The 12,222-nt window shown below is 74.1% G+C and carries 10 protein-coding genes and 1 pseudogene; 10 read left to right on the top strand and 1 reads right to left on the bottom strand.

All coding sequences use genetic code 11. From position 1 onward, the window contains the following. Window positions 1-145 precede the first annotated feature (145 nt). Complete coding sequence (locus tag OG276_RS34115) at window positions 146-2,479, top strand: SpoIIE family protein phosphatase (RefSeq protein WP_266911368.1); 2,334 nt, start codon at window positions 146-148, stop codon at window positions 2,477-2,479. 71 nt (window positions 2,480-2,550) lie between these two features. Here the strand turns inward: OG276_RS34115 and OG276_RS34110 are convergent, their stop codons facing one another. After that, window positions 2,551-3,663 (bottom strand): glycerol dehydrogenase, encoded by a 1,113-nt coding sequence (locus OG276_RS34110; protein WP_266911366.1) that lies wholly within the window; start codon window positions 3,661-3,663, stop codon window positions 2,551-2,553. Between the two features lie 301 nt (window positions 3,664-3,964). Here OG276_RS34110 and dhaK point away from each other — a divergent pair, with 301 nt between their 5' ends. The 9 genes and pseudogenes from dhaK (at window position 3,965) to OG276_RS34065 (ending at window position 12,122) form a co-directional block, all read left to right on the top strand. Next, on the top strand, window positions 3,965-4,972 hold the full coding sequence (gene dhaK / locus OG276_RS34105; RefSeq protein WP_266911364.1) for a dihydroxyacetone kinase subunit DhaK: 1,008 nt from the start codon (window positions 3,965-3,967) through the stop codon (window positions 4,970-4,972). A gap of 103 nt (window positions 4,973-5,075) precedes the next feature. Beyond that, window positions 5,076-5,684, top strand: a pseudogene (gene dhaL / locus OG276_RS34100) (dihydroxyacetone kinase subunit DhaL); the annotation flags it as partial. Beyond that, complete coding sequence (locus OG276_RS34095) at window positions 5,673-6,188, top strand: PTS-dependent dihydroxyacetone kinase phosphotransferase subunit DhaM (protein ID WP_266913354.1); 516 nt, start codon at window positions 5,673-5,675, stop codon at window positions 6,186-6,188. The pseudogene dhaL and the gene OG276_RS34095, both read left to right, overlap by 12 nt. A 95-nt stretch (window positions 6,189-6,283) precedes the next feature. After that, complete coding sequence (locus OG276_RS34090) at window positions 6,284-6,754, top strand: hypothetical protein (RefSeq protein ID WP_266911362.1); 471 nt, start codon at window positions 6,284-6,286, stop codon at window positions 6,752-6,754. 180 nt (window positions 6,755-6,934) lie between these two features. Further along, a complete protein-coding gene (locus tag OG276_RS34085) occupies window positions 6,935-7,885 on the top strand; it encodes an STM4015 family protein (RefSeq protein ID WP_266911360.1) in 951 nt (316 codons plus the stop codon). Then, window positions 7,882-9,024 (top strand): STM4014 family protein, encoded by a 1,143-nt coding sequence (locus tag OG276_RS34080; protein WP_266911358.1) that lies wholly within the window; start codon window positions 7,882-7,884, stop codon window positions 9,022-9,024. The genes OG276_RS34085 and OG276_RS34080 overlap by 4 nt, the downstream gene beginning before the upstream one ends. Before the next feature lies 1 nt (window position 9,025). Then, window positions 9,026-9,844 (top strand): STM4013/SEN3800 family hydrolase, encoded by an 819-nt coding sequence (locus tag OG276_RS34075; protein ID WP_266913352.1) that lies wholly within the window; start codon window positions 9,026-9,028, stop codon window positions 9,842-9,844. Window positions 9,845-9,885: 41 nt separating this feature from the next. Next, a complete protein-coding gene (locus OG276_RS34070; RefSeq protein WP_266911356.1) occupies window positions 9,886-11,223 on the top strand; it encodes an STM4012 family radical SAM protein in 1,338 nt (445 codons plus the stop codon). A 53-nt stretch (window positions 11,224-11,276) separates the two neighbouring features. Continuing rightward, on the top strand, window positions 11,277-12,122 hold the full coding sequence (locus OG276_RS34065) for an STM4011 family radical SAM protein (RefSeq protein ID WP_266911354.1): 846 nt from the start codon (window positions 11,277-11,279) through the stop codon (window positions 12,120-12,122). Window positions 12,123-12,222: the final 100 nt, after the last annotated feature.

The raw sequence follows: 12,222 nt of genomic DNA, 5'->3' as shown, positions 1-12,222 counted from the left end.
GCATGATCCCTTCCGCCATTCAGGGCCTGGAATTCCGAATGCCGCCGTCGCGCGCCCGGTATCCGGATGCGTCGACGACGGCGACCGGTACGTCGGGGAGTCCGAGGGGTATGCGGAAGCACCGGCCCCAGGGCATTCTGGAGGGGTGACGGCGAGACCGGACACCGGCGGCCCCGTCACCGACGCCACGGCCCAGGCGCTCGCGCGGGCCGCTCTCGATGCCGTGGGGGCCGCCGGCGGGTACGCGGGCGGGGTCTACCTGCGCTCCGGCACCGAGGGGCTGCTGCTGATGGCGGCCGTGACCGGGATCCCGGGCCCGCTGTTCCGCCCCTGGTGGCGGATGCACGTGAACCGCCCCTACCCCGTCGCCGAGGCCTACCGGTCCGGCCAGTCCGTGCACCTGCCCGACGCGGAATCGGCGATGCGGCGCTTCCCCCAGCTGATGGCCGGGCTGCCCTTCCCCTTCGGCTCGCTCTACGAGCCCGTGACCCGCGGCCGCGAGCGCTACGGCGTCCTCGTGGTGCTCCGCCCCGCGACCCCCGGAGTCCCCGTCGGACCCGGTGACCGCAAGCGGCTGCGCGCGGTGGCCGCCCGGCTGGCCGGGGAGCTGGCCGCGCTCGCCGCGGGCGGAGCCACCGTGACCTGGGAGGGCGACCCGGTCTGCCTGCCCGATCCGGGCCCGGCAGTCGGTGCGGCGGTCGGCCCGGCGGGCAAGCACGGGGGAAGCCCCGTGGACGGCCACGCCGCCGGTGCCCGCGCCGCCGTGGACCGGCTGGACCTGGCCGTCCTGTCCGTGGACCGGCAGGGCGTGATCGGCTTCGCCAACTCCCGCGCCCGCTCCACCGCCACGACCCTGCTCGGTTCCCACGGGCCGGACCTCTGCGGGCGGACGCTGTGGGAGGCACTGCCCTGGCTCGGGCACCCCGCCTACGAGGACCACTTCCGGGCCGTGTTCCTCTCCCCCGCGCCGGTGCACTTCCAGGCAGCCCCGCGCGGATCCGAATCCTCCCCGCACTGGCTGTCGGTGGGGCTGCATCCCGGTTTCGACGGGGTCACCGTCACCATCGCGGAGGCCGAACCGCCCTCGTACGCGCCCGAGTCGCTCATGTGGCCCGGTGCGGGGCTCGGGTCCCCGGGCCCGGGTTCGCCCGCCGACCGGGCTTCGGCCCTGTACCGCCCGGTGGCGCTGGCGATCGCGCTGACCGAGGCGGTGACGGCGCGCCAGGTGTCGATGGTGGTCACCGACGAGCTGCTCCCGGCCTTCGGCGGAAGGCAGTTGGCCATCTACCTGCTCGGCGAGGGCCACTTGCACCTGGCCTGGGAGACCGGCTTCCCGCGAGGCTTCCTCGACCGGTTCGACGGGGTCGCGCTGGACGTCCGGCTGCCCGGGGTCGAGACCCTCACCTCGGGCCGACCGCTGTTCTTCGAGTCGATGCAGCACCTGGCCGCCGCCTACCCGGGGATCGAGCTGGACGCCCATGTCGGCGCCCGGGCCTTCCTCCCCCTGATCGCCTCCGGCCGGCCGGTCGGCTCGTGCATCCTCGGCTTCGACGCCCCGCGCGGGTTCAGTCCGGAGGAGCGCACCGTCCTCACGGCGCTGGCCGGGCTGATCGCGCAGGCACTGGAACGGGCCCGGCGCTACGACAGCGAAGCGGCCCTGGCCCGCGGACTCCAGGCGGCGCTGCTCCCGCACCGGCTGCCGGTACGGGACAACGTGGTCACGGTGGGGCGGTACCTGCCCGGCACCGCCGGGATGGACGTCGGCGGCGACTGGTACGACGTCATCGAGGTCGGCGGCGGCCGGCTCGCGCTGGTCATCGGCGACGTCCAGGGCCACGGGGTGGCCGCCGCGGCCACGATGGGTCAACTGCGCAGCGCCGTACGGGCCTTCGCGCTCAGCGGCAACGAGCCGGAGCAGGTCATGCGCGGCACGAACGAGCTGCTCATCGACCTCGATCCGGGCCAGTTCGCCAGCTGTTGCTACGTCCTGCTCGACCCGGCGTCCGGCCTCGCCCTCGCCGTCCGGGCCGGGCACCCCCAGCCACTGCTGCGGCATCCGGGCGGCCGGACGGAGGTGCTGGACCTGGCGGGCGGGACGGTGCTGGGCGTCGACGCCGGGGCCTCGTATCCGGTGACCCGGCTGCGGATCGAGCCGGGGGCGGTGCTCGCCCTGTACACCGACGGGCTGGTGGAGATCCCGGGCACGGACATCGACGTGGGAGTGGAGCGGCTGCGGGCCGCGCTGGCGGCCGCCGGCCCCGCTCCGCTGACCGAGACGGCGGACCGGCTCGTCGCCGAGGCGGGGCACTCCACCGACCGGCCGGACGACATCGCCCTGCTCCTGGCGTCCCGCACGTCCGCCCCGGAGGCCACCACGCCGGACCGGGCGGACTCGGACCGGGCCGACGCGGACGCGCACCGGGCCGCCCCCGACGGGGGCCCGCCGCGCGGGGGACGGCCCGCGCGCGAAGCCCCGTAGGAGACGGCCCGGGAGGACGGCCCCGTAGGGCGCGGGCAGCCCTTGGGCCGCCCGCGCCCTGACTGCCGCGGCTACCTCTTGGCGTAGGCGCGGGCGTAGGAGTCGCCCGCGATCAGGGCGTCGGCGACCATCTCCGGAGACACCGGGAAGGGCATGTTGTGCGTGGTCTCGCCCTCCGCGGTGGCCGCGCGCCCGATGGCGAGGAGCTCCTCGCGGTCCGGGTCGCCGAGACCGATCTCGGCGAGGGTGGTCGGCAGACCGACCGCGCGGCTGAAGCGCAGGTAGGTGTCCAGCTCGTCGGTCGGGGCGCCTTCCAGGACCAGCTGGGCGAGGGTGCCGATGTTGACCTTCTCGCCGTGCATCATGCCGTGCACCTTGTGCGAGACGGTCAGCCCGTTGTGGATGCCGTGCGCGGCGGCGAGGCCGCAGGACTCGAAACCGAGGCCGGAGAGCAGCGTGTTGGCCTCGGTGACCTTCTCCAGCGCCGGGGTGACCACGTGCGCCTCGGCGGCCAGCCGGGCCTGGGGGCCGTACTCCATGAGGGTCTCCCAGCAGAGCCGCGCGAGCGCGAGGGAGGCCTCGGTGGCGAGACCGCCGGCCATGGCGACCCGGTTGGCGGCCACGCAGACCCGGGCCTCGTACCAGGTGGCGAGCGCGTCGCCCATGCCGGAGACGATGAAACGGCTCGGCGCACCCGCGACGAGCGCGGTGTCGACGAGGACCAGGTTGGGGTTGCGCTGGAAGAAGGAGTAGCGCTCGAAGGCGCCCGACTCGGTGTAGATCACGGCGAGCGCGCTGGTCGGCGCGTCGGTGGAGGCCACCGTGGGCGCGGACACGACGGCGATGTCGCCGAGGGCGTGGCCCACGGCCTTCGCGGTGTCGATGGCCGTGCCGCCGCCGATGCCGATGATGACGTCCGCGCCGGCGTCCCGGGCGGCCGCGGCGACCCGGTCGATCTCCTTCTGGGTACAGAGACCGCCGAAGACCTCCTTGGTCAGCTTGACCCCCGCTCCGGAAAGGGAAGCGGTGACGGCCGTGTCCACGAAGCCCCAGACGCCCTTGTCCGCGAGGACCACGGCGTTCGTCCCGAGGCGGGCCGTGTGCTCGCCCAGGTCGTTCATCGCCCCGGCGCCCTGCACGTACTTGGGCGGGCTGATCATCATGCGCGTACCGACGGTCTTCACGTGAATCCTCCTCATTGCGAATTCATTTCCGCTTGCTTATTCATCCCTATCACGGATTCCGGCCGGGCCCGAGATATGCACGGTCCCCCTTGCGAACGGGCCCTTCTGCGGCCGAATCCGGGACCAAGGACCCCAGCTGTTCCGCAGGTTCACCAGAGTAAAGTTCCAGCCAAGTGCCCCGGAAGCGGTGGCGGATCGGCGACGGTGCCGACTTAATACCGTCCCGCAATTCCTATTTCCGCCCCGGACCGGCGTGCCGAGTTCCCCGTCCCGCCTTCCCCTTTCAAGGAAAGAGGCCCCCGTGAAGAAGCTCATCAATTCCCCCGAGAGTGTCGTCGCCGACGCACTGCGCGGAATGGCCGCCGCTCACCCGGGGCTCCGCGTCGAGGCGGAGAAGGGCATCGTCACGCGGGCCGCCGGAGCGGCCGGGGAGCCGGCCGGGAAGGTCGCGCTGCTGTCGGGCGGCGGCAGCGGGCACGAGCCGCTGCACGCCGGGTTCGTCGGGCGCGGCATGCTGGCGGCGGCCGTGGCCGGCCCGGTGTTCACCTCCCCGGTGCCGGACAACATCGCGGCCGCCACCTGCGCGGTCGACGCGGGTGCGGGCGTCCTGCACATCGTGAAGAACTACACGGGCGACATCCTCAACTTCACGATGGCGGCGGAGGACTGCGAGGACGAGGGCGTCGAGGTCGAGCAGGTCGTCGTGGACGACGACGTGGCCGTCGCGCGGACCGAGCACGGACCCGGCCGCCGCGGCACGGGCGCCACCCTGTTCGTGGAGAAGATCGCCGGCGCGCTCGCCGAGGAGGGCGCCCCGCTCGCCGAGGTGGCCGCGGTGGCCCGCAAGGTCAACGCGAACGCCCGCAGCTACGGCGTCGCGCTCACCTCCTGCACCACCCCCGCCAAGGGCAGCCCCAACTTCACCCTCGGCGAGGACGAGATCGAGCTGGGCATCGGCATCCACGGCGAGCCGGGCCGCGAGCGGCGGGGGCTCATGACGGCCGCCGAGACCGCCGAGGCGATGCTCGACGCCATCCTCGACGACCTCCCGGAGGCCGCCGGCGCCCCCGTCATCCTCCTCGTCAACGGCCTGGGCGGGACCCCGCCCGTGGAGCTGTACATCATGCGCGCGGAGGTCGAGCGGGTGCTCGGCGAGCGCGGGATCACCGTGGCCCGCTCCCTCGTCGGCAACTACGTCACCAGCCTGGACATGGCCGGCTGCACCCTCACCCTGTGCCGCGCCGACGAGGAGCTGCTGCGCCTGTGGGACGCGCCGGTCGACACCCCGTCCCTGCGCTGGGGCTGCTGACCCCGCCCGCCCTCCCCCTCCCGACACTCTCCAGGAGCCCTTCTCCATGACCGCCACGCCCGCCACCCCGACAACCTCCGCGCCCCACTCCACCGAGGCCGCCGTGCTGGACACCGCCTACTTCCGCCGCTGGATCGCCGAGACCAACCGGCTCGTACGGCGGGACAGCGCGCGCCTCACCGAGCTGGACGCGGTCATCGGCGACGGGGACCACGGGGCCAATCTCGTACGGGGCTTCGGCGCCGTCGGCGCGGCCGTGGCCGAGCAGCGGCCCGCCACCCCGGGGGCCCTGCTGACGCTGGCCGGCACCACCCTGACGAACACCGTGGGCGGTGCCTCCGGCCCGCTGTTCGGCACCGCGCTGCGCCGCACGGGCAAGGTGCTCGGCGACACCGGGGCGCCGACGGTGGCGGAGCTGGGGGCCGCGCTCGGCGCCGGGCTGAAGTCGGTGCAGAAGCTGGGCGGCGCCGAGCTCGGCGACGCCACCCTGGTGGACGCCCTGGCTCCCGCGGTGACGGCGCTGGCCGAAGCCGCCGAGGCGGACCGGCCGCTGCGCGAAGCCCTGGACGAAGCCGTACGGGCGGCCCGCGCGGGGGCCGACGCCACCGAGCCGCTCGAAGCCCGCAAGGGCCGGGCCAGTTACCTCGGCGAGCGAAGCATCGGCCACCAGGACGCCGGGGCGAACTCCGTGGCCCTGCTGATGGAGGCGCTGCGCTCCGCGGTGGACGCGCCCGAGGCGGAACTCGCCCCTGCGGAGCCGGCCGCCGCCGAGGCGCCGGTGGAGGAACCGGCGCGGGCACCGAAGGCCCGTACCGGCCGCGTCGGCATCGTGCTCGTCTCGCACAGCAAGGCGGTCGCGGAGTCCGTGGCGGCACTGGCCGGCGCGCTGATCGGCTCGGTCGAGCCGGCTCCGCTGGCGGTGGCGGGCGGCACCCCCGACGGCGGCATCGGCACCAGCGCGGAGCTGATCACGGCCGCCGCGCGCTCGGTGGACGAGGGCCGGGGCGTGGCGGTGCTCTGCGACATGGGAAGCGCGGTGCTGACGGTGAACGCCCTGCTCGGCGAAGAGCCCTCGCAACTGCCCGAAGGCGCACGGATCGTGGACGCGCCGTTCCTGGAGGGCGCCGTGGCCATCACGCTGACCTCGGCGATCGGCGGCGACCTCGACGCCGTCCTGGCCGCCGCAGAGGATGCGCGCGGCTACCGCAAGCGCTGACCGGACACCGGACACCGGTGGGCGGTCCTCCCTCGGGAGGGCCGCCCACCGGCTTTCGTGGCCGGCGGATTTCACGCCGTGGCAGCATCGGGCGCATGACACCCAGGAAGATCCGCGGCGCGGCCGAACGGATGCGCGGCTACGCCTGCGTCCAGGAGGCCCGCGACCCCGGGGTCGCGGCCGAGCGGCTGCGCGAGTTCGCCGGGGACGACATCATGCCCGTGCGGCTGTACACCGCGCAGAGCCTCGCGGCTCCGTCCGACGTCCTGCTCCGGCTGGCCCGCGACGAGGAGGCCTGCGTACGGTCGAGCGTCCTGCTCAACCCGGCGGCGGACGACCCGGTGCTCCGCGCCCTGGCCGAAGCGGAACGGGCCGCCTCCCCCCGTCGGTTCTGGAGACGGCCGGACTTCTCGGTGCGCCGGCTCGTCGTCCATCACCCGGGGGCCTCGGCGGCGCTGCGCGCCGAGCTCCTCGCCGAGGGCGCCTGCGGCTGCCCCCGCAAGTGCGACGCCCTGGAGACCTGGGAGTTCCGGATGGAGTGGTTGAGGAAAGCCGGGCTGCGCTGAGCCGACGCCGGTCGGCGGTCGGCGGTCGGCAGTCGGCAGTCGGCAGTCGGCAGTCGGCAGTCGGCAGTCGGCGGTCGGTGGTCGGCCGCAAGGGCTGTCGGTGGTGCTTGGTAGAACTGTCGTCGGACGACACCGCACGGCCGGGCACCACCGCCCGCCATACCGTCAGGAGCTGGGCACATGACCATCGGGACCCACCTGAGCGAGCTCGGCGGCCTGCCCGCCTTCGACTTCCCGGGGCCCAAGGACACCCGTGCGCTGCCCGAGCCGGGGGACGTGGCCTGGCGGATCTCGGTGGCGACGTACGACGCCGAGGAGGAGTGGGCGCAGGCCTTCGGCCGGTTCACCGAGTCCGTGGACACCCGGCAGGTACGGGCCCTGATCGTGGGCGGCTGGTCCGATGCGTACGAGGCCTCCAGCGCCGGGATCGTCGAGGCGCTGGTCGAAGCCGCTCCGAAGTTCCCCGCTCTGCGGGCGCTGTTCGTCGGTGACATCACCTTCGAGGAGTGCGAGATCTCCTGGATCCAGCAGTCGGACGTGGGTCCGCTGCTGCCGGCGTATCCCGCGCTGGAGGAGTTCGGAGTGCGCGGCGGCGAAGGCCTGGTCTTCCCGCCCGTGGCGCACGCGGCGCTGCGCGTGCTGCGCCTGGAGGCCGGCGGACTCCCGAAGGAGGCGGTGGCCGGGGTCGCGCGGAGCGAGTTCCCCGCCCTCACCGAACTCGACCTGTGGCTGGGCACCCCCGATTACGGCGGGGATGCCGAAGTCGGCGACCTGGAGCCGTTCCTGAGCGGCGAGCGGCTGCCCGCACTGCGCCGGCTCGCGCTGCGCAACAGCGCGATCCAGGACGCGGTCGCGGCGGCGCTCGCCACCGCTCCGATCGTGGAGCGGCTGGAGGTGCTCGACCTCTCCATGGGCGTCCTGACCGACGCAGGCGCCCGGGCCCTGCTGGCGGGGCGCCCCCTCACCCATCTCACCAAGCTCGACCTGCACCACCACTACGTCGGCTCACCGCTTCGGGAGCGGCTGAGCGCGGCGCTCGCCCCCCACGGCGTGGAGGTGGACCTGAGCGACCCCCAGACCGCGGACGTCGATGACGACGCCGAGTACCGCTACGTCGCGGTCGCGGAGTGACGCGTACGGCTCCCGCGGCCTTCGCCGTCGTCGGCAATCCGGGCAACCGCCGGGTCGCCCTCTTCCAGGAGGCCGTGCGCGCCGCCGGACTGCCCGAACCACGGGTGGTTCCGTGGCGGGACGTGCTGACCGGCCGGGCCGTCTTCCGTGCGGGCGAGAACGTGCGGATCGACTCCCCCGGCGAGGACCCCGAGGTGGAGGGGCTGCTGCGCGGGACCGCCGACACCACCCGGGTCGAGGGCACGGGGCTCTGGTACCGCCGGTTCACCGAGGTGGTGCACACGGTGGCGCAGGGGGTGCGGTCGGCCGGCGGCACGCTGACGAGCGACCCCGACGACCTCGGAGTGCTGTTCGACAAGCGGCTCTGCCACGGGGTGCTGGCGGCCGCCGGGATTCCCGTACCGGCCTCCCCGACCTCGGGACCGGACGCCGTCCGCACCCCGGTGCGCGGCTGGGAGGAGGTCCGGGGGGTGCTCGAACTCCCCGGCTACCGGCGGGCGTTCGTGAAGCTCGCGCACGGCTCCTCGGCCTCCGGGGTGCTCGCGGTGGAGACGGGCGCGGGCGGCCGGATCCGCGCCACGACCTCCGTGGAACGGGCCCCTTCGGGAGCACTCCACAACTCGCTGCGCCTGCGGAGGTACGAGGACGAGCGGGTGATCGGCGCCATCGTCGACGCCCTGGCCCCCGACGGCCTGCACATCGAGCGGTGGCTGCCGAAGGCTTCCCAGCAGGGGCGCTCGGCCGATCTGCGGGTGGTCGTCATCGCCGGCCGGGCCACCCACGCCGTGGTCCGCACGGCCGCCGGTCCGCTCACGAACCTGCACCTCGGCGGTGCCCGCGGCGATCTCGACGCGGCCGTGGCCGCCGTGACGGCGGCGGGCGGCCACTGGGAGACGGACGCGCTCGCCGTCTGCGAACGGGCGGCCGCCGCCTTCCCGCGCACCCTGTGCGTCGGGGTCGATCTGCTGCCCGCCCTCGGCTGGCGGGGCTTCGCCGTGGGCGAGGTCAACGCCTTCGGGGACCTGCTGCCCCGGCTGACGGGACTGCCCGGCTCGCCCGCCGAAGGCCTGGACACCTATGCGGCCCAAGTGGCCGCCGTACGACAGGAACCGCATGCACGCGCCCCCGTCCACCCCTGACATGAACGAGGTCGTCGGCCGCGACGACCTGCTGCTCGTCACCCTCGACACGCTGCGCCACGACGTGGCCGCGCGTCTTGCCGCCGAGGGGCGGATCCCGAACCTGGCCGCGCACCTGCCCGGCGGGGCGTGGGAGCGGCGGCACGCGCCGGGGAGTTTCACCTACGCCTCCCACCAGGCCATGTTCGCGGGCTTCCTGCCCACTCCCGACGGGCCGGGCCCGCATCCGCGGCTGTTCGCCGCCCGCTTCCCGGGCAGTGAGACCACGGCCGGGCGCACCTGGGTCTTCGACACCCCGGACCTGGTGTCGGGGCTGGCCGGGGCGGGCTACCGGACCGTGTGCGTGGGGGGCGTCGGCTTCTTCAACAAGGCGGCCGCGCTGGGCTCCGTACTGCCCGGGATGTTCCAGGAGTCGCACTGGGAACCGGAGTTCGGGGTGGCGTCACCCACCTCCTTCGAGGCCCAGGTGTCCCGCGTCGAGCGAGTGGTGGCCGAACTGCCTCACGACCGGCGGCTGTTCCTCTTCCTGAACGTGTCGGCGATGCACCAGCCCAACTGGTTCCACTCCCCCGGGGCGACCGCGGCGGACGGCGACTCCCGGGAGACGCACGCGGCCGCGCTGGAGTACGTCGACCGGCACATCGGACGGCTCTTCGCCGCGATGCGATCACGGCGCCGCTGTTTCGCGATCGTCTGCTCCGACCACGGGACCACGTACGGGGAGGACGGGTACACGGGGCACCGGCTCGCCCACGAGGCGGTCTGGACGATCCCGTACGCACAGTTCCACCTGAACCACGAGGAGCCCGGCCCCCGATGATCCCCATGACCGCGATATCCCCGATGCCCCCGATGACTCCGATGACTCCTGTGAACAGCCCGACCCCTTACGAGAATTACGTCTACGCCTACCCGCACAAGACGGCGTACCGCCCCCTGCCCGAGCGGCCGGAACTGAGCGCACTGTGGGCCGAGCAGCCCAAGGACGCCCTCTCGCTCTACCTCCACGTCCCCTTCTGCGAGGTGCGCTGCGGGTTCTGCAACCTCTTCACCCGGATCGGTGCGCCGGAGGGACTGACCACGGCCTACCTCGACGCGCTGGAGCGGCAAGCCCGTTCGGTGCGGAATGCGTTGGGCGACGCGGAGCCCGTGCGGTTCGCGGCGGCGGCCTTCGGCGGCGGGACCCCGACCTTCCTGACGGCGTCCGAGCTGGAGCGGCTCTGCGACATCGCGGAGAAGACCGCGGGCGCCGACCTGCGGGCGGTGCCGCTGTCGGTGGAGGCCTCGCCGGCCACGGCCACGGCGGACCGGCTCGCCGTACTGGCCGACCGGGGAACGACCCGGCTCAGCCTGGGCGTACAGAGCTTCGTGCCCGCCGAGGCCCGCTCCGCCGTGCGTCCGCAGAAGCGGGCGGAGGTGGAGGCGGCCCTGTCGAGGATCCGGGACGCGGCGATACCGGTCCTGAACATCGACTTGATCTACGGCATCGACGGGCAGACGGAGGAGAGCTGGCGCCTCTCGCTGGACGCGGCCCTCGCCTGGCGCCCCGAGGAGCTCTACCTCTACCCGCTGTACGTGCGCCCCCTGACGGGCCTGGGGCGCAGGCCGGGCGAGTCCACGGCCGCCGGGTGGGACGAGCAGCGGCTGCGGCTGTACCGGGCCGGGCGGGACCACCTGCTGGCCGCCGGGTACGAGCAGGTGTCGATGCGGATGTTCCGCCGGGCCGACGCGCCCGCGGTGGGCCCGGAGGACCACGCCTGTCAGACCGACGGCATGATCGGTCTCGGCTGCGGGGCCCGCTCCTACACGGCCGGGCTGCACTACTCCTTCGACTACGCGGTCGGCATGAGCGAGATCCGCGGCATCATCGACGACTACGTGAGCCGCCCGGAGGAGGACTTCGCGCGGGCCGAGCACGGCCGGTGGATCGACGGGCAGGAGGCCCGGCGCAGGCACCTCCTGCAGTCCCTCCTCCAGGCGCGCGGGATGCCGGTGGGCGAGTACCGGGAGCGGTTCGGGAGCGGTCCGTGGGAGGACTTCCCGGCGGAGCTGTCGGCCTTCGCGGAGCGCGGCTGGCTCGTGGACGACCCGGAGCTGCTGCGGCTTTCCCCGGAGGGTCTGGCGCACTCGGACGCGGCGGGCCCGGCACTGTTCTCGGCGGACGTACGGGCCACGATGGCCGCGTACGCGCGCAAGTGACCGGGGCCGGGGCCGGCGCCGGGGCGGCGAGAGGGGCGGCGAGCGGGGCCCCGATGGACCTGACCGTGCTCTACCGGGGCCCGCTGTCCTCCTGCGACTACGACTGCCCCTACTGCCCGTTCGCCAAGCGGCGCGACAGCCGGGAGCTGCTGACGGCAGACCGGGCCGCCCTGGAACGGTTCACCGGCTGGGCCGCCGGGAACACCGGCGACCGGCTGTCCGTCCTGTTCACCCCGTGGGGCGAGGGATTGGTCCGCTCCTGGTACCGGCGCGCCCTGGTGGAGCTGTCGCACCTGCCGCACGTGCGCCGGGTCGCGATCCAGACCAACCTGAGCGGCCGCACCGGCTGGACCGCCGAGGCCGACCGGGACACGCTCGCGCTGTGGTGCACGTACCACCCGGGGCAGACCCCGTACGACCGCTTCCTGGGCAAGTGCCGGGAACTGACCGCCGCCGGGGTGCGGTTCAGCGTGGGCGTGGTCGGCCTGCCCGAACACCTCGCGGAGGCCCGCCGGCTGCGCGCCGCGCTGCCGCCCGAGGTGTACCTGTGGGTCAACGCGGCCGAGGGGCACACGTACACCGATCCGGAAGCGGACGACTGGACCGCCCTGGACCCGCTCTTCCCCTTCAGCCGCCACCCGCACCGCTCGGCGGGCCTGCCCTGCCGCACGGGCGCCTCGGTGATCTCGGTGGACGGCGCCGGCACGGTCCGCCGCTGCCACTTCGTCAAGGCGGAGCTGGGCAACCTCTACGACGGCTCCTACCGGGCCGCCCTGCGCCCGCGCGCCTGCCCCCTCGCGGTCTGCGAGTGCCACATCGGCTACGTCCACTTGGAGACGCTCCCGCTCTACGACGTCTTCGCGGGCGGCGTCCTGGAGCGGATCCCCGCCCTCCCCTGACACGGGAGGGCGGCGGGTGGGCAAAGCGGAGGGAAATTTACCCGCGGTCACATGCGGTTATCGCACACGGTGATCGCGCAGCGTTTACACGGCGTTCATG

Source organism: Streptomyces sp. NBC_00086 (assembly GCF_026343255.1).
Classification (GTDB): Bacteria; Actinomycetota; Actinomycetes; order Streptomycetales; family Streptomycetaceae; genus Streptomyces.
Note: the sequence above shows the minus strand (reverse complement) of the source record. Positions and strands in the feature narration are given on the sequence as shown.

Coding starts and splice junctions, on each gene's coding strand:
- OG276_RS34095 (WP_266913354.1), top strand. CDS start 5,673: ATGGAGGCGCTGCGCTCCGCGGTGGACGCGCCCGAGGCGGAACTCGCC.
- OG276_RS34090 (WP_266911362.1), top strand. CDS start 6,284: ATGACACCCAGGAAGATCCGCGGCGCGGCCGAACGGATGCGCGGCTAC.
- OG276_RS34085 (WP_266911360.1), top strand. CDS start 6,935: ATGACCATCGGGACCCACCTGAGCGAGCTCGGCGGCCTGCCCGCCTTC.
- OG276_RS34075 (WP_266913352.1), top strand. CDS start 9,026: ATGAACGAGGTCGTCGGCCGCGACGACCTGCTGCTCGTCACCCTCGAC.
- OG276_RS34070 (WP_266911356.1), top strand. CDS start 9,886: ATGACTCCTGTGAACAGCCCGACCCCTTACGAGAATTACGTCTACGCC.
- OG276_RS34065 (WP_266911354.1), top strand. CDS start 11,277: ATGGACCTGACCGTGCTCTACCGGGGCCCGCTGTCCTCCTGCGACTAC.